This window comes from Nonomuraea antimicrobica (assembly GCF_039536965.1).
Taxonomy (GTDB): domain Bacteria; phylum Actinomycetota; class Actinomycetes; order Streptosporangiales; family Streptosporangiaceae; genus Nonomuraea; species Nonomuraea antimicrobica.
The window spans coordinates 1-21,733 of sequence record NZ_BAAAZP010000226.1 but is presented as its reverse complement, the minus strand read 5'-3'; the positions used below and the strand labels follow the sequence as shown (position 1 = coordinate 21,733).

The following is a 21,733-nucleotide window of genomic DNA, read 5'->3' as shown; positions in this document are numbered from 1 at the left end:
GAGGCCGCCCGATGGCTGTGATCATCCGTAACACCTCGGCGACGGCCCCGCCGCCGGTTCCGCCCGCCAAGGACGACGGCCGGCCGTACCGCTTCGAGATGATCCACGCGGGCGGCACCCGCCGCGGCTACGCCGACGAGCCGGTCGAGCTGGTCGGGATGCTCGTCCCCGGCTACGACGGGCTCGCCACCGGCGCGGAGCGCGCGGCGGCGCGGGTGCGGCTCGCCCTGGACGTCCAGGTCAGGCTGCAGGCGTGGCTCGCGGACGAGGGGCGGCTGGACGCGTGCGGCCCGGCCGAACGCGCGGTGATCCTGGGCGGACGGCACGAGCCGCCCGCCCCCGTACGCTGGCAGGCGCCGGTCCCCCTGGTCCTCGTCGCGACCTACTACGAGCCCCACGGGGCGCTGCCCCGACCGGGCGGCCCCGCGGACCTACAGGTCTGGCTCGACCCGGCCGACGACTGGAGCCTGCTGACCAGCCTGCACACGGCCGGGGTGATCACCGTGAACGCACGTACCGGCCCCTGAGACCCCGACCGCAAGCCCCGCCGTGCTCAGTCGCCCGGCTGCTGCGCGAGCGAGACCCCTGAGGGCAGCCCCGTGACGCGCACCGCCCCGGACCCGTCGACCGCCACGTCGACCGGCGCTCCCGCGACCCGCAGCCCGCGCACCGCGAGTGCGCCGAGCGGCGCCCCGGGCAGCGGGCGGACCACCGCCCGGCCGCCGGGAACGTCCGGATACAGCCCGACGGCGGCCTGAAGGAGGGCCACGGCCGCCGCCGCCGACCACGCCTGGGGCCGGCACGACGCCGGGTACGCGATCGGCCGCCCCATGAGCGCGCGATCGTCCCCGGCGTGCAGTTCGGGCAGGCGGTACCCGAACGCCTCGGCGGCGGACAGCACCCCCTCGGCCAGGTCGGCGGCGAGCGCGGCGGGCACCTCGCCGTGGCGGGAACGGGCCAGCCCGGAGATGACGATCGCGGTGTCGTGCGTCCAGACGGAGCCGCAGTGGTACGACAGAGGGCTGAACGCGGCGTCGGCCGTGGACATCGTCCGCAGCCCGAAGGCCCCCGACATGGCCGGGTCCCGCAGCGTCTCGGCGATGCGCAGCTCCTCGGCGGGGGTGAGGATGCCGGTGCCGAGCAGGTGCCCGATGTTGCTGGTCAGCGCGTCGACCGGCCGCTTGTCGCGGTCGAGGGCGAGCGCCGGGTAGCCGGCGTCCACCCAGAACCGCTCGCGGAAGCGCTCCGCCATCCGCCCCGCGTAGTCGCGCCAGCGCTCGGCCCCCGGCCTGCCGTACGCCTCCAGCAGCGCGGCCCCCGCGACGGCCGCCTCGTACGCGTAGCCCTGGACCTCGACCAGGGCGATGGGCGGTTCGGCCTGCCTGCCGTCGTGGAAGCGCATGGCGTCGCCGGAGTCCTTCCAGCCCTGGTTGGCCAGGCCCCGCGAGCTGGTGTCGATGTACTCGAGGAAGCCGTCGCCGTCGGCGTCCCCGTACTCGTCCAGCCAGCCGAGCGCCGCCTCCAGCACCGGCAGCAGCGCGCCCACCTCGTCCTGCGGCATGCCCCAGCGCCAGGCGTCGTGCAGCAGGCTGATCCACAGGGGGGTGGCGTCGATGGTGCCGTAGTAGGCGGCGGGCAGGCGCAGCCCGTTCCCCTCGACGGTGAACTCGCCCCTGCGCAGCTCGTGCATGATCTTGCCGGGGGCCTCGCCGGAGCCCGGGTCCACCTTGACGCCCTGGCGGCGGGCCAGCACGCGCAGGGTGCCCGCGGCCAGCTCGGTGCCGAGCGGCAGCAGCATGCGGGCGGCCCAGATGCTGTCGCGGCCGAAGAGCGTCAGGAACCAGGGCACGCCCGCGCCGAGAAAGGTGTCGCCCGGCGCGGCGGTCTCGGTGAGGCGCAGTGACTCCAGGTCGTCGAGCGACTGGCGGATCAGCCGGACGAGCCGGGCGTCGTCGGCCTCGATCTCCGGGCGGCTCCACTCCGGCGGGCCGGGCGGCGCGGTCACCGCCGCCTTCGGGTCCTCCACGCTGACGCCCCACCGCAGCGTGACCCGCTGCCGGGGCGCGACCGTCACCACCCGCCGCAGCCCGGCGCCGTCCGCCTCGAAGCCGGGACCGGCGACGGTGACGCGGATGCCGCCGGTCTGCCAGGTCAGCTCGCCGCCGCTCACGGCGGGCGGGAGCGGGTCGGCGGCGCCGCCCGACTTGACCACCTCGATGGGCGCGAAGTCGCAGCTCAGCGTGATGGAGACGGTGCAGGTGACGGGCTCGGCCGCGGTGGAGGCGATCGTGATCTCCTCGTCCATGGCGCCGGGCGTGACCACGCGTACGCGGTCGATCCGGACGGTCGGGTCGGGTCCCGGGTCGCCGAGCCAGCGGGCCAGGCCGACGAAGCGGGAGACCCCGGGGGCCGGTACGGCATGACCGATCGGCTCCGGCTCGCGGCCGTCGATCTCCAGCCCGGCCCGGGAGAGCACCCGTGCGTCGGCGTGGAAGAGCCCCTGCACCCCGGCCGCCCTGATCTGGCCGTCGGTGCCGCTGAGCGCGGTCGTCGGCGCCAGGACGGTGCTGACGAGGTCGTGCAGCAGCGGTTGCAGGTGATGGTCGGCCACTGTGAGAACCCCTTGACACTCCGTTGATTTGAACGATCTAATCCTGTCATATATCAGTTTGATCGATCAAACCCCCAGAAAGGTCATGAATGGCGGAAAAGGCGACGATCGCCGATGTGGCCCGTTACGCCAACGTGTCCCGCCAGACGGTGTCGAACGTGCTGAACTCCCCCGAGGTGGTCAAGGAGGAGACCCGGCAGCGCGTGCTCGCCGCCGTGGAGGCGCTCGGCTACCGGGTGAACGCCGCGGCGAGGCAGATGCGTACCGGCAGGTCGCGGCTGCTGGCCACGCGGATCGAGACGACCCAGGACGGGATCAACGTCTACGACCGCTTCCTGCACGGTCTCACCGAGTCGGCGGCCAGGTCCGGCTACCGCGTGCTGCTCTACACCGCCATTGACGACCGTTCCGAGATCGCCACGATCGATCAGCTTCTGGGGGAGTTCGAGCCCGACGGGTTCGTGCTGACGGGCACCCACCACGGCGACGCGCGTACCTCCTGGCTGGCCCGGCGCGGACTGCCGTTCGTGACCTTCGGCCGGCCCTGGGGCGCGGCGGAGGCCGGCCACCCCTGGGTGGACGTGGACGGCGCCGCCGGGACCGAGGCGGCGACCCGTCACCTGCTGGCCGGCGGGCACCGCCGGATCGGCTTCGTCGGCTGGGAGACCGGCTCTGGCGTCGGCGACGACCGCCGGTCGGGCTGGTCCAGGGCGCTGGCCGCGGAAGGGCTCGACACCGGCCTGGCCCTGGAGACCGACGGCACCACCGCCCAAGGGCGGGTGGCCGCGCAGGAGCTGGTGCGGCGCGGGGCGACGGCCCTGGTCTGCGTCAGCGACGCCGTGGCGCTCGGCGCGCTCCAGGTCACCCCCGCCGTCGTCGGGTTCGACGACACCCCGGTGGCCGCCGCCATCGGGCTCACCTCGCTCGGCCAGCCTCTCGCCGAGGCCGCCGCTCGCTGCGTGGAGCTGCTCACGGATCAGCTCTCGGGCCGGATCGGGGACCGGCCCACGGAGGCGCCCGCCTCCTCCCCCCTGTTGCTCAGTCCCACCCTGGTCATTCGAAAGGACCCCCGCCCATGAAACGTCTCGCGATCCCCGCGGCGGCCGCCGTGCTCCTGTCCGCCACCGCCTGCGGCAGTGGCTTCGACGATCAGCAGGCCGCGCCGCAGCAGCAGTCCAGCGGCCCGGCCGCGCTGCAGGTCCTGATGGCCTCCTCCGGCGACGCCGAGACGAACGCGGTCAAGCAGGCGGCCGAGACGTGGGCCAAGGCCAGCGGCAACACCGCGGTCGTCACCCCGGCGCAGGACATCCACCAGCAGCTCGGCCAAGGGCTGGCGGGCAGCAACCCGCCGGACGTGTTCTACGTCGACGCCTCCCGCTTCGCCGACTACGCCAGCGTGGGCGCCCTGGAGCCGTACGGGGACAAGATCTCCGACAGCCAGGACTTCTACCCGAGCCTGCGCGAGACGTTCACCTACGACGGCAAGTTCTACTGCGCGCCCAAGGACTTCTCCACCCTCGCCCTCGTCGTCAACGACACGGTGTGGAAGGAGAACGGGCTCACCGACGACGACATCCCCACCACCTGGGAAGAGCTGGCCGCCGTCGCCAAGAAGATCAAGGACGTGACGCCGCTGGCGTTCAACGAGAGCCGCGACCGGCTCGGCGTCTTCATGGTGCAGGCGGGCGGCTGGATCACCAGCAAGGACGGCAAGCAGGCCACCGGCGACAGCACGGAGAACCTCGCCGCGCTGGAGTACGTCAAGGAGCTGCTCACCGGCAAGCAGATCCAGTACGCCAAGGCGCTCGACACCGAATGGGGCGGCGAGGCGCTCGGCAAGGGCAAGACCGCGATGACGATCGAGGGCAACTGGATCAAGGGCGCGATGACGGCCGACTATCCCGACGTGGCGTTCTCCGCGCACGAGCTGCCCGCCGGGCCCGCGGGCAAGGGCACGCTGTCGTTCACCAACTGCTGGGGCATCGCCGCCAAGTCCAAGAACAAGGCCGCGGCCATCGACTTCGTTGAGGCCATGACCAAGGCCGACCAGCAGCTCACCTTCGCCAAGGCGTTCGGCGTCATGCCGTCCCGGCAGTCGGCCAAGGACGCCTACCTCAAGGAGTTCCCCGCCGACGCCGCGTTCGTCAACGGCGCCGAGTACGCGCAGGGCCCGGTGAACGTCCCCAAGATGGACAGCGTCCTGTCCGACTTCGACGCCGGGCTGCAGCAGCTCGCCGACCAGGATCCCAAGGCGATCCTGGCCAGGCTGCAGAAGAACACCGAGAGCGCGATCGGCTGACATCATGCGCAGCCGTACCAGGGAGAACCTCGCGGGGTGGCTGTTCGTGGCGCCGGTGGTGGTGATCCTCGGGCTGTTCGTGCTGCTGCCCATCCTGATGGCGTTCTGGGTGAGCCTGACGGGATGGAACGGGCAGGGCAGTCCGTTCCGCGCCGGCGTGCCGTTCGTGGGCGGGGAGAACTACGCGCGCCTGTTCGCCGAGGAGGGGCTGGCCCGCGAGAACTTCATGACCAGCATCCGCAACAACATCTACTACGTGGGCGCGGTCGTGCCCCTGCAGACGGCGCTCGCGCTGTTCCTGGCGCTGGCGGTGAACAAGCGCAAGACGTTCTTCCGGACCGCGTTCTACTTCCCGTCGGTGACCAGCTCGGTGGCGATCAGCGTGGTGTTCCTGTTCCTCTTCGCCAACTCGGGGGCGGTCAACCAGCTCCTGGCGTTCGTGGGGGTGGACGGGCCGCAGTGGTTCTCCGACCCGCGCGGGGTGATCCACCTGCTGCTCGGCGAGCCGCCGGCGGCGCTCACCGAGCACGGCCTGCTGGGGCTGACCTGGTGGGACTGGCTGTCGGGGCCGAGCGTGGCGATGTGCGCGATCATCGTGCTCGTCGTGTGGACGACGGCCGGGACGTTCATGCTGATGTTCCTCGCGGCGCTGCAGAACATCCCGAAGACGCTCGACGAGGCCGCCGAGATCGACGGCGCGAGCCGTCGGCAGCGGTTCTGGCGAGTGACGTTGCCGCAGCTCAAGCCGACGATGTTCCTCGTGCTGACGCTCGGGCTGATCGGCACGTGGCAGGTGTTCGACCAGATCTACGTGATGAGCCAGGGTGATCCGGCCAAGACCACGCTGACGCCCGCGTTCCTGTCGTACCGGACGGCCTTCCGCGACTTCGACTACGGCGCGGGCACGGCGATCTCGTTCGTGCTCTTCCTGATCATCGTGCTGCTGACGTTGTTCCAGCGGTGGGTCATGAGGGAGCGCAGGGCATGAGACGTGTCGTCCTGGCCGTCTTCTCGGTCATCTTCATCTACCCGTTCGTCATCCAGATCGCCAACGCCTTCAAGACCGACCCCGACGCCGCGGCCAACCCGCTCTCGCCCATCCCGCACCCGGCCACGCTGGCGGGCTTCGAGCGGGTGTTCCTCGGCACGGACATGCCGATCTGGCTGGGGAACTCGCTGCTGGTCACCGTCGTGGTCACGCTGGGGCGGGTGCTGCTGGACTCGATGGCCGGGTACGCGCTGGCCCGGCTGCGCTTCCGGGGCCGGCGCGGGCTGTTCGTCACGGTGGTCGCGGTCATCGCCGTGCCGGGCGTGGTGCTGTTCATCCCGAAGTTCCTGGTCCTGAACCAGTTGGGGATGTACGACTCGTACCTGGCGCTGATCCTGCCGCTCGTCGCCGACGCCGCCGGCGTGTTCGTGATGAAGCAGTTCTTCGAGTCGATCCCGCACGGCGTCGAGGAGGCGGCGCGCATGGACGGCGCGGGCACGTTCCGCGTGTTCTGGTCGGTGGTGCTGCCGATGGCGCGACCGGCGCTGGTCACGCTGACGATCCTGTCGTTCCAGAGCTCGTGGAACGAGTTCCCGCACACCCTGGTCGCCGTGCAGGACCCGGGGCTGTTCACGCTTCCGCGCGGTCTGGCCGACCTGGTCAGCGGCTCGCTCGGCGGCGGCTCCCAGTTCCCGCTCAAGCTCGGCGCCGCGCTCCTGGCCACCATCCCGGTCGCGATCATCTTCGTCGTCTTCCAGCGCTACTTCATCCGCGACCAGAACGAGGGCGCGGAGAAGGGCTGAGGCGGGCACACGACGACGAGCCGTACGGGGGCGGTGAGCCGCCCTGGGGTGGCTCACCGCCCTTGGAGTGGCTCCCGCCACGCCCCCGTTCCTCGTGGTACGGACGTTCCGGCCGATCGGCGGCCGGGACGTCCGTCAGGCCGAGGCGTACACCCGGTGGACGAACTCGGCGAGCTTGGCGTCCGGCAGCTCCTTTGCCAGGTCGGCCTCGCTCACCATGCCCACGATGCGGTGCCCGTCGATCACGGGCACGCGCTTGATCTGGTGCTTGTGCATCTTCTGCAGGGCCTCCTCGACGTCGGCGCGGGCCTCCACCCACACCAGCCCGCGAGCCAGCTCACCGGCCGTGGTCCCCTCGAGGTCGCGGCCCTCGGCGCAACATCTGATCACGATGTCCCGGTCGGTGATGATGCCCTTGAGCCGGTCGTCGTCGCCGCAGATCGGCAGCGCGCCGACCGACAGATCGCGCATCATCTGTGCCGCTACGCGCAGGGTTTCATGCTCGCCGATGCACTCTGCTCCCTGGTGCATGACGTCCTGGACGGTCTTGCCGGATCCTGAAGTGTCCATGGGATGCCTCCCAAGACGATGGACGGCCATTCCTCCTCGCCCTCCTACCCAGCCGACGGGGCCTCACCCCGTGCCACCGGAAATCGCGCGGAGGCCCGCCACGCCGGGCGGGCGCGCTCGGGCGGGCGGGCGGTCGCCGGATCCCGGACGAAACAGCCCTGGGACCGGTGTGGACCGTGGTGTCCGAGGGAAGGAACAGGGAGGCGCCGCCCTCGCTCACGCACTGACCGGGGCGGCGCTGTCCTTTTGCCCCCCGTGAGTTGCCCCCGTGAGGTTCCCCGAAATACGTGCGCCTTCGTCGCCGCTACGCGCCCATGCTAAGCAACTCGCGTTGACTAATTGGGGATTAGTCAACTAGCGTTGCTTGTGCAGCGTGTCGCTGCGGTTCCCCCTTTCCTGCCCCGGGAGGCAAGACATGTCCGTTCTCCATGCCCGTACAGACCTTCAGCGCGCCCTCGACCGGGCCGTGGCCGACGGCGGCGGTCCCGGCATCGTCGCGGAGTCGCGGGACGGGGGCGGCGAGCCCTGGTTCGGCACGGCGGGCGTGGCCGACCTGGGCACCGGCCGCGCCCGCCGGCCGGGCGAGCACTTCCGCATCGGCAGCTTCACCAAGGCGTTCACCGCCACGCTGGTGCTGCGCCTGGTGGCCGACGGCGGGCTCACCCTGGACGACACGGTCGCCACATGGCTGCCCGGCGTGGTGGAGGAGCACCTGGGCGCCGACGGCACCAGGATCACCATCAGGCACCTGCTCAACAACACCAGCGGCCTGCCCGACGCCCTCCCCGGGCAGCAGCCCCCCGGCCCCGAGGAGCCGGGAAGGCGGTTCATCTACTCCAAGGTCAACTACAGCCTGGCCGGCATGATCATCGAAGGCGCGACGGGCTCGACCTTGGCCGATGAGATCGACCGGCGCATCGCCCGCCCCCTGGGCCTCACCGGCACGTACCTGCCCGGCGACGGCCACCCCCTCCGCGACCCGCACGCCCGCCACTACTCGAAGGCCGACGAGATGGGCCGTCCCGTCGAGGTGCACGACGTGACCGGCGCGGACCTGAGCTGGGCCGGGGCGGCGGGCGGCATGGTCTCGACCACCTCCGACCTGCACCGGTTCCTGCGGGCCCTGCTGGGCGGCGGCCTGCTCCCGCCCGCGCTGCACGAGGAGATGTTCACCACAGTCCCGACGGAGGGCGCCGACTGGCTGCCGGACACCCGGTACGGCCTCGGCGTCTACTGCCAGCGGCTTCCCTCCGGGCGCACGCTCTGGGGCGGCGGCGGGTACATCCAGGGCTCGATGACGTACGCCATGGGCGACCGCGACGGGGCCCGTACGCTGGTCGCCAACCTGAACGGCGACTGGAACGACTTCCTGGCCACCTTCACCGACCTCTACGAGGCCGGTTTCCGCCCGTCACCCTGACGCGCGACCGGGCGGCGCCTCCGGGGATGTTCCATGGTCGTGCCAAGCGCCAATCAGGATCCGCCCATGGACGGTTTCCCTTCGCCCGAAGACGCCTATCGTGGGCGATATGACTGGTTCATCGGGAGGGCTGTCCACCTCGCCGCGGAGCGGAGCCTGCTGAGCCATGTCAGGCCAGGACGACTGGACCGCTCAACGGTGTGTCTCCGAGCTGGACGACGTGTTCGACACGGCCGTCCGGGCGGCGGGAGCCATCTCCAGCGCCTTGTACCTGATGGCGGACGCCGGTCAGGTGCTGCTCCTGGACGCCGTGACCGGGCTGCCGCGACGGCTCGTGGACCCCTGGCTCAGGCTCAGGCTGGACGCCGCCGCCCCGGCCCCCGCCTCCGTCCGCGATGGCCGGCTGGTCTGGGTGCCGAACCGGGAGGAGATGGTCTCCAGCTTCCCCGCGACGGCGCTCGCGCTGCCGTACCGCTTCGCCACGGCCGCGGTCCCCGTCCGGAGCGGGGCCCACGTGTGGGGCGCGTGGGTCCTGCTCTGGCCGCCCACGCACCCCGCCGAACTCGGCGCGGACGAGCGGGACGTCATCTCCCAGGGCTGCGAGAGGATCGCCGAGGTGCTGGCCCGCGCGGACGAGGCGGGGCACCCGTTCCGGCCCTCCGGCGAGCCGCGCGTCCTCATCCGGCGACGGCGGCGGGAGCCGGATCCCGTGTACGCGGCCGACGCCTTCGACTACGTCGACCGCCTCGACGAGGGCTGCCTCGCCTTCGACCTGGAGGGCCGCATCACCTTCGTCAACGAGGTGGCGGCCGGCCTGCTCGGCGGCGACGTGGCCGGCCTGCTGGGCACCTCGCTGTGGGAGGCCGCCGACTGGCTGCACGACCCGATGTTCGAGGACCGCTGCAGGAACGCGCTGGTCAGCCAGGAGATCGTGTCCTGTACAGCGCACTGGGCCGACGGCCGCGACCTGGAGGCCCAGCTCTACCCGGACGACCACGGGCTCAGCCTGCGCATGAACCTCGTCCCGCTGGACCGGGCGCTGCAGGCGCACCCGCAGGCACGCGCCCGTGGCCTGTCGAGAAGCGATGTCTTCTATGACTTCGTCCCGTTCGCGGCGGCCCTGACCCGGGCGCTCAAGGTACGGGAGATCATCGACCTGTTCGCCGAGCACGTCATGCCCGCCTTCGAGGTGCAGGCGATGGCGGTGGTGGTCGCCGAGGGCGGCAAGCTGAAGATCGTCGGCTCCCGTGGGTACGACCGCGAGGTGCTCGACCGGTTCGACGGCGTGCCCCTGACCCAGTCCACCCCCTCCGAGCACGTCCTGCGCACCGGGGAGCCGGCGTATTTCGCCAACCGCGGCGAGATGCACGAGCTGTATCCGTACGCCGCCAAGCACGACCAGATGTCCGCCTGGGCCTTCCTGCCGCTGGGCGGCTCGGAGGGCCGGGTCGGGGTGTGCGTGCTCGCCTTCGACAAACCCCGCTCGCTCACCGGCGAGGAGCGCGCCAGCCTGGTCACCCTGACCGGCCTGATCGCCCAGGCCCTCGACCGCGCCATGCTCTACGACGCCAAGGAACGGCTCGCGCACAGCCTCCAGGAGACGCTGCTGCCGCGCAGGCTCCCCGACCTGCCCGGTCTGGCGGCGGCGGCCCGCTACCTGCCCGCGACCCGGGGCGTGGGCGTCGGCGGCGACTTCTACGACCTCATCCGCCTCAGTGACACCCTGGCCATGGCGGTCATCGGCGACGTCCAGGGCCACAACATCACCGCCGCCGCCCTCATGGGCCAGGTGCGTACGGCCATCCGCGCCCACGCCGCCGCCGGCTCCGGTCCCGACGAGGTGCTCACCTACACCAACCGGCTGCTCATCGAGACCGAGACCGACCTGTTCACCAGTTGCCTGCTCGTCCACGTCGACCTGCGGCTGCGTACGCTGCGCGCGGCCAGCGCCGGACACCCGCCGCCCCTGCTGCGCCCGCCCGGCGGCCGGGGGGAGATCATCGACGTGCCCGCCGGGCTACCACTGGGTGTGGACGCCGACGCCCACTATCAGACGCTCGAAGTCCCGTTCCCGCCGGGTGCCCTGTTGACCCTGTACACGGACGGACTCGTGGAAACACCCGAAGCCGACCTCGACCAGGCCATCGCCGAACTGGCCGAGCACCTCACCGACGCGGCAGGCCAGGCGCCGCCCCAGCTCGTCGACACCCTGCTCAGCCACGCGCCGCACACCACGCAACGCGCCGACGACATCGCCCTGCTCGTGCTGGAACATCGGGTCAACCACCCTGGATGAGGAACGAGGGAGGACCACGGATGGCAGGCACGGACGGGATCCGGGTGCGCCGGGTGTACGAGGAGCGGGACACGGACGGCGGCACCAGGGTGCTGGTGGACCGGCTGTGGCCCCGGGGGATGAGCAAGTCCGCGCTGCACCTGGACGAATGGTGCAAGGAGGTCGCTCCCTCCACGGAGCTGCGTACCTGGTACCAGCACGACCCCGACCGCTTCTCCGAGTTCGCCCGCCGCTACCGGGGCGAGCTGGCCGACCCCGAACACGCCGACGCCGTGGCGCACCTGCGCGAGCTGGCCGGTTCCGGGAGGCTGACCCTGCTCACCGCCACCAAGGACACCGAGATCAGCGCCGCCGCGGTGCTCGCCGACCTCCTGCGAACCTGAACGGCCGGCGGTGAGCGGGAAAAGGCGAGGTGGGGCGAGGGACATGAGAAGCGCTCTGATACTGTGACGGTCTCGGAAGTGATCGTCCACGGGAGGTGAGACCCATTACCGCTCTGTCAGGCCGGGTGCTCTCCTCCCACGGCCGCGCGGCCCGCCGGGTCTAGGCGACCGCGGGGGAGCGCCCGTTCGGTCTCCCCGAAAGGCTGCTCAATGCCGGTTTTCCCATCACCCGTTCAAACCTCGTCCATCGTCACCCGCCTGCGCACCGCCGGTTGCGTCTTCGCCGAGGACGAGGCCGCGCTGCTCGTCTCCAGCGCCGCCACGCCCGGCGACCTGGACGTCATGGTGGCGCGTCGCGTCGCGGGGGAGCCCCTGGAACACGTCCTGGGCTGGGCCGAGTTCTGCGGGCTGCGGGTGTCCGTGGAGCCGGGGGTGTTCGTGCCCCGCCCCCGTACGGAGTTCCTCATCGACCAGGCGATCACCCTGGCCCGCCCGGTCAGGGGCACACCGGTGGTCCTGGACATGTGCTGCGGCACGGGCGCGATGGGCGCGGCCGTCGCGGCCGGGCTGGAGCGGATCGAACTGCACGCCGCCGACCTCGCCCCCGCCGCCGTACGCTGCGCCCGGCGCAACCTGCCCGGCGCCCGCGTGTACGAGGGCGACCTGTACGAGCCCCTGCCCCGCGCCCTGCGCCGCCGGGTGGACATCCTGATCGCCAGCCCGCCGTACGTGCCGTCGGAGTCGGTCCCGCTGCTGCCCGCCGAGGCGCGGCTGCACGAGCCGCTGATGGCCCTGGACGGCGGCCACGACGGGCTCGACGTCGTCCGCCGGCTGATCGCCGGGGCGCCCGGCTGGCTGGCCTCCGGCGGACACCTGCTGGTGGAGACGAGCGAACGCCAGGCGGCGGCGACGGCGGAAGCGGTGTCCGCCGCCGGCCTGACCGTCAGGGTGGCCACCTGCGACGAACTGGACGCCACCGCCGTCATCGGCACCGCCCCCGCCCCGGCCCGCTGACGATCTTCGGCGCGGCCGTAACGGCTCACCACGCTCCTCGCGGGTGAGGCCGCGCTGTTCGAGCGGGCCGTCTCGCGATCGTCGAACGGGCAGGCGCGAACACTCTCACGGCGATCGGTGAACAAGGGGCGACGACTCGCACATGGAGAGGCGGCCGATGACACCCAGAACGACGGCGAGAGCCGTGGCATGACCCAGATGACGCAAGAGACGACCGACTCCGAGCTGATCGAGCACTCCTTACACCAGCCGGAGAGCTTCGCCGCGCTGTTCCACCGCCACTTCTCGGCGATTCACGGCTACGCCGAGCGGCGGCTGTCGCGGCCGCTTGCCGATGACATCGCCGCCGAGACGTTCCTGATCGCGTTCGACCGGCGCGACACGTACGACCTGTCCCGCTCGGACGCCCGGCCCTGGCTGTACGGGATCGCCTCGAACCTGATCTCCCGCCACCACCGGACCGAGATCCGCCAGTACCGGGCGCTGGCCAGGACGGCCGCGAACGAGGTCGGCGAGGACCACTCCGGGCGGGTCGCGGACGCGCTCGACGCCCTGGCCGCGCGCGGCCCGCTGGCGGCGGCGCTGGCCGGGTTGCCGGCGGGGGACCGGGACGTGCTGCTGCTGGTCGCCTGGGCCGAGCTGACCTCCGACGAGGTCGGCAGGGCGCTCGGCGTCCCGGCGGGCACGGTCCGCTCGCGGCTGCACCGGGCCCGTACGAAGATCCGCGCTGTGCTGGCCACGGCGCCCGTCAGGAAGGAGCGTTGATCATGGGTGACCACTCGCAGGCCGATCTGGAGGCGCTGCGCCAGGCGTGGCCACAGCCCGCCCCGCCGTCGTCCGATGCCTACACCGCCGCCAGGGACGCGCTCCTCCGCCGTGCCGACACGACGGCACCCCGGCGGCCCGGTCGTGTCCGCCTGCCCGGAGCGCCCCGGTGGCTCGCTCGCTCCGGCCTGCCCGGAGAGCCCCGGTCGGCCGGTCGTTTCCGCCTGTCCGGAGCGGGCCGGCGGGTCGTCGCCGTCGGCGTGCTCGCCGCCGCGATCTCGGGGGTCGCGCTGGTGATCGGCCCGGCGGGGGACGAGGAGCCGCGGTCGGTCGTGCCCGGCCTGGCGCTGCCGGCCGCCAACGCGCAGGCGCTGCTCGGCCGGGCCGCCGAGGTCGCGGGGAACCGCGCGTTCACCGCCCCCCGGCCTGACCAGTGGATCTACATCGAGAGGCGCGTACAGGGCGTGCCGCAGCCCACCCAGGGCGAGGTGCAGACGCCGGGAACGCCGCTGGAGAGCCGCGTGGGCCGGTCGTGGACCCGGGCGGACGGCAAGGAGGTGGCCGTGTTCGAGGACGGCGAACTGGTGCGCTCGCCCACCGGCGGAGGCATGCCTCCCCTGGACTACGCCACGGTGGCGGCGCTCCCCACGGATCCCGGTGCGCTGCTGGCGTGGATGTACGAGAACCTCGGCGACATACCCCGCTCCGACGAGGACCGGCACAACTCGGCCTACCGGCTGCTCGGCTCGTTGCTCGCCCAGAACCTCGTACCCCCGGCGCAGGAGGCGGCCGTCTACCGGGCTCTGGCCAGGATCCCCGGGGTGACGGTGAACCCGGACGCGGTCGACGTCGACGGGCGTCCGGCGGTGGCGGTGTCCAGGACCGAAGACGGCTGGGTGAGCCATGAGTTGCTGCTCGACCGCTCCACCTACACCTACCTGGGCGAGCGTTCGATCGCCAGTGCCGACCACACCGCTCCGGGACCTGGCACCCGTGTGGAGGAGGGCCGGAAGATCGTCAACATGGGGCACGCCTACGCGATCAAGAAGGGAACGATCATGACGCTCGCCGTCCGCCTGGACATCGGGGTCACCGATCGCCCCGGGGTCAAGCCCTGAACGGTGGGCGCCGGTGGGCCGGGGCGTCGCTGCTGCTGGCCCTGCCCACGGTCGCCAACCTGGCCGGTGGGTTCGGCTGGATCTGGACGCCGGGGCTCCCGCCGCCGCTGCTCGACCTGCTGGCGCGGACCGCACTGCTCGACGCGTGGCTGCTGGCGGATCTCCTCGCCGCCTCGGGCGTCCTCGGGGCGGCCGGGGTGGCGGCGCAGGCCGCGCGGGAGCCGGCCGTCGGCGCGCTGCTGCTCGCCGTGGTCTCGGCGGTCAGCCTCGCCGTCGCCGTGATCGGCGGCGGATGGCTCCCCGCATGGTATGGCGTGACGTACGCCGCGGCGCTGACCCTGCTGCGAGCCTCAAGACCGCCGGCGGGTGCTTGATGTGACCGGACGGGGATCGGCCTGGCAAAGGCGCGGCCAAGTCGGTCTCCGCCGATCACCGCCGCCCGTTAAGGTGGGGCATCCGTAGCGTGACCGCAAGATGGCGGCACGGTGAGCAGGCATGGTGAGCGGGCACGGTGAGCGGGGCACGACGCGCGACGTCATCGGGCCCGGCACGCCCTGAGGCAGCAAAGGACGAACGGTGAGCACTGGCACCCCGCGCCCCACGATCGGCGCCGTGGTCCTGACCATGAACGACCGCCCTGCCGAGTTCACCGCCGCCATGCGCTCCCTGCTGGCGCAGCGGGGCGTCGACCTGGACGTGGTGGTCGTCGGCAACGGCTGCGTACCCGACCAGGTGCCCGGCGGCGTACGGACCGTCGAACTGCCGAGAAATCTGGGCATCCCCGAGGGACGCAACGTCGGCGCCGCCAACGTCGAAGGTGATCTGATCTTCTTCTTCGACGACGACGCCGTGCTCCCCGACCCCGACGCCCTGCTCCGCCTCGCCACGGAGCTCACCAGCGACCCGCGCAGGGCGTTCGTCCAGCCGCGGATCGCCGACCCGGTCACCGGCCGCACCCTGCGGCGCTGGGTGCCGCGCCTGCGGGTCTCGCACCCCGGACGGGCCGGCACCGTGACCGTCATGGCCGAGGGCGTCGTCATGGTCCGGCGCGAGGCGTTCGAGGCCGTCGGCGGGTGGCCCGGCCACTTCTTCCTCTTCCACGAGGGGGTCGACCTGGCCTGGCGGCTGTGGGACCGCGGGCTCATCGGCCACTACGCGCCCGACGTCATCGTCCATCACCCCGCCACCAACCCGGCCCGCCACACGGACTTCTACCGGCTCAACGCCCGCAACCGGGTCTGGCTGGCCCTGCGTAACCTGCCCGCCCCGCTGGTCCCGCTCAACCTGGCCACCTGGGCCCTGGTGACGCTGTGGCGCTTTCGCGAACCCGCGGCGCTGCGCGCCTGCCTGGCCGGGCTCGCGGAGGGGCTCGGCGGGGGATACGGTGCCCGGACCCCGATGCGCTGGTCGACGGTGGCCCGCCTGGTCCTGGCGGGGCGGCCGCCCATCTGCTGAGCCGCGCCCGAGGGCCCTGCCGGGATCGTTCACGGGGAGCGGGAGCCGGTACGCGCCGAGCTGAGCCGCCTGCCCAGCCGCTGCCCGGGAGCCTCCACGAACCGCCAGGTCAGCGCGCTCAGGCCGAGCAGCAGCCCGATCACGCCGGTCAGCGCCACGAGCCGCGGGCCAAGCGGCACGGCCAGCGGTTCGGGCCAGAACCTTTCGACTCCTTCGAGCAACAGCGGGTGCAACAGGTAGATCGAGTAGCTGATCACCCCTAACCAGGCCAGCACCCGGGGCACTTCGCGATCCTGTGCCGCCATGCCGACGGCGAACGCGACCCAGGCGACGACGATCGCCGTCTGCAGGCCCGGCTGGTCGCGCGCCACCCAGACCCCCACGATCGGCACCAGCACCACCCAGCCGCCCTGTCTCCAGGAGATCTCGCCCTGCCGGGCCCGGTACAGCGCGGTGCCGGCGAACATCGTGGCCAGGATGAGCAGCCCCTGCTCCGGCACGGGAAAGCTCTGGTTGAGCGCCAGCAGTCCCAGCACGGTGACCCCGATGACCAGCGCACCGGCCCGCCGGACCGCCGTCCCGCCCCTGAGCACGGCGAGCAGACCCGCCGCGAGCAGTACGGTCACGGCCACCACCACCGTCAGCATGCGGCCGGATCCACCGGTGGAGAGCAGCGCGGCGGGCAGCACGCCCGCGCCCAGCAGGGCGGCCGTGGCCAGGCCAAGAGCGGTGGCCGTGCTGCCACGGTGCAGGCCGAGCGTGAACAGCGCGGTCACCAGCAGATAGAAGGCCATCTCGTACGACAGCGTCCACAGCACATTGACGAGGTTCGGCACGTGCAGCAGGTTCTGCAGCATCGTCGCGTGACCGACCACCATGGAGACCGGACGATCGCTCCACCAGACGTGCAAGCCGTCCCAGCCCGCCAGCATGAGCAGCCCCACGCCCGCCGCGCACACGCCGAGCAGCGGGTAGAGCCGGAAGACACGGGAGATCCAGAACGCTCGCACGCTGTCGCGCCGCTCCAGCGAAGCGGGCACGATATAGCCGCTGACCAGGAAGAACACCATCACCCCGCACCAGCCGGGTTCGAACACCGCTTTGACCGGCAGCCGCGCCTCGGGTAACAGGAACTTGAAGGCGTGTTCGAGCACCACCAGCATGGCGGCGAGGCCGCGCAGAGCGTCCAGCCAGGCCGCACGCCTGCCGGGAGGCGGACACTGTACGGGGGCGCTGAGCATCCGGCAATTCTAGCGATCAACCCGCAGTCGCCATTTTCAGAGATGTAACCGTAGGTAACGGTGTCACCCCTGGACAGTGACCTACATCTCCCCATTCGGCTAGACCCTAATTTCGGGCATGGTGCGTCTCCGGCGGGACGAAGGCCGTCTCGACGACCAGCGGCCGCCGGTACGGCACGGTCTACCTGCTCTACAGTCGCGCTCCCAGCACGGCCGGGGAGGTGCGGCGGGTTTCGCGGTGGGGTAGTAGGCTTAGCTATGACCGAATGACTAAAGGAGTCATAGCATGGCAGTCGCGTTCACGGCCGAGGAGAGGGCGCGCATCGCTCGCGTACTGCTCGACGCCGGTGAGGAGCTGTTCACCACGCAGGGTCTGAAGAAGACCTCGCTGGAGGAGCTCGTCGCCCCGGCGGGCATCGCCAAGGGCAGCTTCTACGCGTTCTTCGACTCCAAGGAGTCGCTCTACCTGGAGGTCATGCTCGGCCGCGCCCCGCGCGTGGCCGCCCGCGTCACGGCGGCCCTGGCTGATCCGCCCGGAGAGGAGAGCCTGGTCGCCGTCATGCACGCCATCACCGCCGTGCTCACCGGCGACCCCCTCTACCGGCGGCTTCTCACCCGGCCGGACGAGCTGGAGGCCGTGACCAGGCGTGTCGGCCCCGAGCAGATCGCTCGCGTCACCCCGCTGATCGTCACGCCGCTGCTCGACTACCTGGCCGCAGGACAGCGCGCCGGGGTGCTGGTCGCGGACATCCCGCCGGAGACCCTTGTCGGGGTGATCCGCGCGGCGGGCCTCGTCGTCGTCGCCCGCGACCGCTTCGGCCCCGCCTACGAGCAGGTGCTCGAGGCCACCATCAGGACACTGGCAAGGGGGATGCTCGCATGAGCGTTCTGGACAGGTACGCGCGGATGGCCGGGATGAGCGAGGAGGCGTGGAAGCGGCACGCCAACCCGTGGAGCGTCTGGACCCGGTTCGCGGCCATCCCGCTCGCCATCCTGGCGATCTGGAGCCGCGCGTGGATCGGCTGGTGGGCGCTGGTGCCGCTGGCGCTGGTCGTCCTGTGGTTGTGGGCCAACCCGCACGCCTTCCCGCCCGTCGACAGGCCGGCCGCCTGGTCCTCCCGGGGCATCTACGGCGAGCGCCTGTGGTTGCGGGACCGCTCGCGCATGCCCGCCGGGTTCGCGGTCGTCCAGCGGATCTGGATCCTCGGCGCGCTGGCCGGGGCCGCCCTGCTGACGTGGGGGCTGATCGCCCTGGCGGTCTGGCCGGCCGTGTTCGGCGCGACCCTCATCGTGTACGGCCAGCTCTGGCGGATCGACCGGCTGGGCGTCTTCTACGACCAGGTCACGTCCGGACCCCGGCACTAGCTCGGGGGCGTCGTCCGGGCGGTCGGCGCGGATCGACCCGCGGCCGCCGGGGTGCCGGCGGCCGTGGTGGTCGCGATGGAGCGGTGTCCCGTCTCAGGCGACACCGCCTCATCAAGAGCCGTATCCATGCGGCGTCAGCGCCGCATGAGCTGCTTCGACGGTGGCCGGAGGTTCCGCCCTTTCGGGGGACGCCAGGCTATCGGGGAAGCGCCGGCCGATCGACGATGCCCCTCGCCAGTTCGGCGGAGAGGTAGTCGGCTCCCCTGGGGACGGCTACCTCACCGTCAACGATGTAGTCCTGAAATTGCACGACATGTCTGCCCAGATACGCGTAGGTCGTGGGATCGAGGATGATGTAGGAACGCTCGATCAGCAGGCCACGCCCGTTGTAGCAGCGTGGACAGGCGGCGGGGCCGGGCTCGTAGGCGATGCCGATGCCTGCCCTGCCCGCCGCGTCACGCACGCCCGCGTCCACCCGCACGCCAGGGATCTCGGCCATCGCGCGAAAGATCGCCGCATGCAGCTCGGGCGGCAGGGGGACCTCCTGGTCCAGGTAGACCGACAGCACGCGGAAGGCACGCACGTCCGCGGGTTCGGCCGGTCGGCCTTCCGGCTCGGCCGCCCACAACGGGTCGGCCTTCACCTGGGCCAGGAGCTTGCGCGGGTCGGTGGGCAGGGCCGCCAGCTTGGCCGCGAACTCCTGCGGGGTCAGGTCGTCGTCCGCGGGATCCGGCGTGTACGTGCGCGTCTCGATCGGTCCTTGCCCCTGCCGGTGGGCCTGCCGGAGGCCGTCGTAGCGGGTCCAGTACTCCTCCACCTTGTCGCTGCCGCCGGGTTGCCGTACGACGCGTTTGCGGTAGATCCACTGCTCCGGGCGGGGCGCAGCGGCCGGCCGGCGGCGCTGGACCACCCAGGCGGCCTGCTGGAGGACGGCCTGCGCGCTCACCGTCTTCGTCCGCAGGGTCGCGGTCGGCCCGGCCGGCGGGGATCCCGCTCCGGTCATGGCCACCGCCCCCACGAGCACCGCCGCCACCGTGACCGTCGCGGCCGTCAGCAGGAACGGGACGGCACGCAGGCGAGCCCGGCGCCGCAACGCACGGGCGCGCACGACGCGCAGCCGTTCCGCGCTGGGTGCGGGAACGTCCGCCCGCAGCTCACGCAGCAGTTCCAGGTCATCCACGAGCGGCCTCCTCTTCGACGGCGGACGGGTCGCTTCCGCCCAGGGCTTCCCGGGTCTTCCTCCGGGCACGATGCAGCCGTGATCGCACGGTGCCGATGGGTATGCCGAGAGCCCGCGACACCTCCTCGTAGCTGAGGTCCGCCCAGGCGATCATCAGCAGCACCTCTCGGTCCTCGGGCGACAGCACCGCGAGCGCTCCCGCGAGCTCACGGTGTGCGGACGAGGCCGACACCCGGGCCTCCACCCGGTCGGTGTGACTCTCCGCCACCTCGTCCGTCCCGATCCTGGACAACGCCAGGTATGCCCTGACCTCGGTACGCCGGTGCTTGCCGATGAGGTTGGCGGCGATGCCGTAGAGCCACGGGCGGGCGTCGCGGTGAGTGGTGTCGTAGCGTTTCAGCCTGCGAAAGGCCGCCATGAACGTCTCGGCCACGACATCGTCGGCCAGGGAGTCGCCCAGTCGCCGGGCGACGTAGCGGTGAAGAGCGGAGGCGTGCCGATCGAACAGCGCGGAGAACGCGGAGGGGTCGCGAAGGGCACGGTCGATCACCTCCGCGTCATCCGGCTCGTTGTCTGTGATCAAGCTTGAGCTCCGTTCGGGTGGGTCTGATCACCCCTCTTTCACCCGATGCCGGGAATCGAGTTCTCGGGGCCCGAGGCCCGCACCGGGCGTCCGCTACGGCGGGCAGAAAGTTTCAGAGGCGTACGTACGCCTGAAAGAAACTTTGAGCAGAAGGCGCAAAAGTCTGGACCAACGGCTTCCCGGGGGTGACGATCCGATCATCGATCGATGACCGCGGATACGCCCGGGTGCCGTCGTCCCGGGCGTGACCCCTGCCCAGGATGGCCAATCGGCGGATCGCGCACCGGACGTCGCTCGCATCGCGGCGGCGGAGAACAGCCGGTCGCACCGTCGAGATCGTCTCCTCGAACAGCGAGACCCGCCGGGTCTTCGCGCCTCCGATGGAGGCTGAGCACCGCACAGCTCGTTCAGCCAGTCGCCCCATGAGCCCCTGGAGGAGCTTAATGGACCTGCCGAGTGAGTTAGACCTGCCCAACTCCCGATGGAACGGCCTTCAACGAACCCCACAAGAGCCGGACAGCCCGGACACGTCGTGGAATCGTTACGCGACGGAAAGAGCCAAGCCGGAATCGCGCTGGCCACGCAGGCTGGCCCCGGTTCTCTCGATCGTCCTCGTGGTGGAGATGGCGTACGCCATGCCCGCCTACGCGGCCCCGCGCTCGGCGCCGGCCGTGCAGAACGAAACGCCGGTGACGGGCGGGAAGGTGCCCGTCAAGCCGCCGCTGGCGGATCCCGCCACGGCAAAGGCGTGGAAGGCGCCCCCCAGCGTGAGCTGGCCCAAGCCGCAGAAGGCGGAGCTGGGCGGCTCCGTCTCCACCCTGGCGGCCGGTTTCCCGGTGAAGCTGGCTCCGGAGCCGGCCAAGGCCGAAACGGCCAAGTCGGACACGGCCAAGTCGGACACGGCCAAGTCGGACACGGCCAAGTCGGACACGGCCAAGTCGGACACGGCCAAGTCGGACACGGCCAAGTCGGACACGGCGCCGCAGGCGGAGACCCCGATCAGCGTCGAACTGCTCGACTCCGATCTGCTCGGCCTGGCGATGCGGGTGTCGCCGGGGCAGGGCGTCGCGGCGGCCAAGGCCGACAAGAAGACCCGGCTGGAGATCGATTACTCCGGCTTCCGGTACGCCTCCGGCGGCGACTACGGCTCACGTCTGCGCCTGGTGAAGCTGGAGGAGTGCGCGCTCACCGGCGCGGCCGGCTGTGCCCAGCCGGAGCCGGTGAAGAGCGACAACAACCTGACGAAGGGCACGGTGACCGCCGAGGTCGAGACGAGCGGCCTGTACGCGTTGACCGCGGCGGCCTCCGGCCCCTCGGGCGACCACGCGGCCACCTCTCTGGCGGCCTCGTCCGACTGGAGTGTGGGCACCCAGTCGGGCGACTTCACCTGGGGCTACGAGCTGCGCACCCCGCCGTCGCTGGGCGGGGACGAGCCCGAGCTGTCACTCGGCTACTCCTCGCAGAGCGTGGACGGGCGCACCGCCTCCACCAACAACCAGGCGTCCTGGGCCGGTGAGGGCTTCGAGCTGAACCCGGGCGGCTACATCGAGCGCAAGTACAAATCGTGCATGATCGACGGTAAGAAGACCGGCGATCTGTGCTGGGACCAGGACAACGCCGTCATGTCCCTGGGCGACTCGTC

20 protein-coding genes and 1 pseudogene are annotated in these 21,733 nt (G+C 71.7%); 16 read left to right on the top strand and 5 right to left on the bottom strand.

What is annotated here, in order from left to right; genetic code table 11:
* Positions 1 to 11 precede the first annotated feature (11 nt).
* On the top strand, positions 12 to 527 hold the full coding sequence (locus ABD844_RS48205) for a hypothetical protein (RefSeq protein ID WP_344895228.1): 516 nt from the start codon (positions 12 to 14) through the stop codon (positions 525 to 527).
* Positions 528 to 553: 26 nt separating this feature from the next.
* Here ABD844_RS48205 and ABD844_RS48200 read toward each other — a convergent pair whose 3' ends face one another.
* Positions 554 to 2,611, bottom strand: a complete 2,058-nt coding sequence (locus tag ABD844_RS48200) for an amylo-alpha-1,6-glucosidase (RefSeq protein ID WP_344895225.1) — start codon at positions 2,609 to 2,611, stop codon at positions 554 to 556.
* A gap of 89 nt (positions 2,612 to 2,700) precedes the next feature.
* Here ABD844_RS48200 and ABD844_RS48195 point away from each other — a divergent pair, with 89 nt between their 5' ends.
* The 4 genes from ABD844_RS48195 to ABD844_RS48180 are packed head-to-tail and all read left to right on the top strand — an operon-like array spanning position 2,701 to position 6,701.
* Positions 2,701 to 3,690: a LacI family DNA-binding transcriptional regulator gene (locus tag ABD844_RS48195; protein WP_344895222.1), complete on the top strand. Its 990-nt coding sequence runs from the start codon at positions 2,701 to 2,703 to the stop codon at positions 3,688 to 3,690.
* The gene (locus tag ABD844_RS48190; RefSeq protein WP_344895219.1) at positions 3,687 to 4,910 is read left to right on the top strand and encodes a sugar ABC transporter substrate-binding protein; all 1,224 of its coding nucleotides are present in this window, start codon (positions 3,687 to 3,689) and stop codon (positions 4,908 to 4,910) included. The genes ABD844_RS48195 and ABD844_RS48190 overlap by 4 nt, the downstream gene beginning before the upstream one ends.
* A gap of 4 nt (positions 4,911 to 4,914) precedes the next feature.
* Entirely contained in the window at positions 4,915 to 5,898 is a 984-nt protein-coding gene (locus tag ABD844_RS48185) for a carbohydrate ABC transporter permease (protein ID WP_344895216.1), read from the top strand.
* Positions 5,895 to 6,701 carry a carbohydrate ABC transporter permease gene (locus ABD844_RS48180; protein ID WP_344895213.1) on the top strand — a complete coding sequence of 269 codons (807 nt, stop codon included), beginning with the start codon at positions 5,895 to 5,897 and terminating at the stop codon, positions 6,699 to 6,701. Before ABD844_RS48185 ends, ABD844_RS48180 begins: the two co-directional genes overlap by 4 nt.
* 135 nt (positions 6,702 to 6,836) lie before the next feature.
* On the opposite strand, the gene ABD844_RS48175 is transcribed toward ABD844_RS48180, so the two are convergent.
* The gene (locus ABD844_RS48175; protein ID WP_344895210.1) at positions 6,837 to 7,271 is read right to left on the bottom strand and encodes a CBS domain-containing protein; all 435 of its coding nucleotides are present in this window, start codon (positions 7,269 to 7,271) and stop codon (positions 6,837 to 6,839) included.
* Positions 7,272 to 7,686: 415 nt separating this feature from the next.
* Between ABD844_RS48175 and ABD844_RS48170 the strand changes: the two genes are divergently transcribed.
* From ABD844_RS48170 to ABD844_RS48135, 8 genes are all read left to right on the top strand, one after another.
* A complete protein-coding gene (locus ABD844_RS48170; protein ID WP_344895207.1) occupies positions 7,687 to 8,691 on the top strand; it encodes a serine hydrolase domain-containing protein in 1,005 nt (334 codons plus the stop codon).
* Positions 8,692 to 8,857: 166 nt separating this feature from the next.
* Positions 8,858 to 10,987 (top strand): PP2C family protein-serine/threonine phosphatase, encoded by a 2,130-nt coding sequence (locus ABD844_RS48165; protein WP_344895203.1) that lies wholly within the window; start codon positions 8,858 to 8,860, stop codon positions 10,985 to 10,987.
* Positions 10,988 to 11,007: 20 nt separating this feature from the next.
* Positions 11,008 to 11,370 (top strand): DUF488 domain-containing protein, encoded by a 363-nt coding sequence (locus ABD844_RS48160; RefSeq protein ID WP_344895200.1) that lies wholly within the window; start codon positions 11,008 to 11,010, stop codon positions 11,368 to 11,370.
* Between the two features lie 210 nt (positions 11,371 to 11,580).
* Positions 11,581 to 12,384 (top strand): putative protein N(5)-glutamine methyltransferase, encoded by an 804-nt coding sequence (locus tag ABD844_RS48155; protein ID WP_344895197.1) that lies wholly within the window; start codon positions 11,581 to 11,583, stop codon positions 12,382 to 12,384.
* Positions 12,385 to 12,582: 198 nt separating this feature from the next.
* On the top strand, positions 12,583 to 13,149 hold the full coding sequence (locus ABD844_RS48150) for an RNA polymerase sigma factor (RefSeq protein ID WP_344895195.1): 567 nt from the start codon (positions 12,583 to 12,585) through the stop codon (positions 13,147 to 13,149).
* Between the two features lie 2 nt (positions 13,150 to 13,151).
* Positions 13,152 to 14,267, top strand: a complete 1,116-nt coding sequence (locus ABD844_RS48145; RefSeq protein ID WP_344895192.1) for a CU044_5270 family protein — start codon at positions 13,152 to 13,154, stop codon at positions 14,265 to 14,267.
* Positions 14,268 to 14,464: 197 nt separating this feature from the next.
* Positions 14,465 to 14,641: a hypothetical protein gene (locus ABD844_RS48140; RefSeq protein ID WP_344895189.1), complete on the top strand. Its 177-nt coding sequence runs from the start codon at positions 14,465 to 14,467 to the stop codon at positions 14,639 to 14,641.
* A 202-nt stretch (positions 14,642 to 14,843) separates the two neighbouring features.
* A complete protein-coding gene (locus ABD844_RS48135; RefSeq protein ID WP_344895186.1) occupies positions 14,844 to 15,722 on the top strand; it encodes a glycosyltransferase family 2 protein in 879 nt (292 codons plus the stop codon).
* A 29-nt stretch (positions 15,723 to 15,751) separates the two neighbouring features.
* Here ABD844_RS48135 and ABD844_RS48130 read toward each other — a convergent pair whose 3' ends face one another.
* Positions 15,752 to 16,963: an acyltransferase family protein gene (locus ABD844_RS48130; protein WP_344895183.1), complete on the bottom strand. Its 1,212-nt coding sequence runs from the start codon at positions 16,961 to 16,963 to the stop codon at positions 15,752 to 15,754.
* Between the two features lie 286 nt (positions 16,964 to 17,249).
* Here ABD844_RS48130 and ABD844_RS48125 point away from each other — a divergent pair, with 286 nt between their 5' ends.
* Both ABD844_RS48125 and ABD844_RS48120 read left to right on the top strand, forming a co-directional pair.
* A complete protein-coding gene (locus ABD844_RS48125; RefSeq protein ID WP_344895180.1) occupies positions 17,250 to 17,846 on the top strand; it encodes a TetR/AcrR family transcriptional regulator in 597 nt (198 codons plus the stop codon).
* Complete coding sequence (locus ABD844_RS48120; RefSeq protein ID WP_344895177.1) at positions 17,843 to 18,328, top strand: DUF6653 family protein; 486 nt, start codon at positions 17,843 to 17,845, stop codon at positions 18,326 to 18,328. The genes ABD844_RS48125 and ABD844_RS48120 overlap by 4 nt, the downstream gene beginning before the upstream one ends.
* A gap of 196 nt (positions 18,329 to 18,524) precedes the next feature.
* On the opposite strand, the gene ABD844_RS48115 is transcribed toward ABD844_RS48120, so the two are convergent.
* Entirely contained in the window at positions 18,525 to 19,508 is a 984-nt protein-coding gene (locus ABD844_RS48115; RefSeq protein WP_344895174.1) for a CU044_5270 family protein, read from the bottom strand.
* Positions 19,501 to 20,091 carry an RNA polymerase sigma factor gene (locus tag ABD844_RS48110; RefSeq protein WP_344895171.1) on the bottom strand — a complete coding sequence of 197 codons (591 nt, stop codon included), beginning with the start codon at positions 20,089 to 20,091 and terminating at the stop codon, positions 19,501 to 19,503. Before ABD844_RS48110 ends, ABD844_RS48115 begins: the two co-directional genes overlap by 8 nt.
* Before the next feature lie 617 nt (positions 20,092 to 20,708).
* On the opposite strand from ABD844_RS48110, the pseudogene ABD844_RS48105 reads away from it, so the two are divergent.
* A pseudogene (locus tag ABD844_RS48105) lies at positions 20,709 to 21,733 on the top strand (hypothetical protein); the annotation flags it as partial.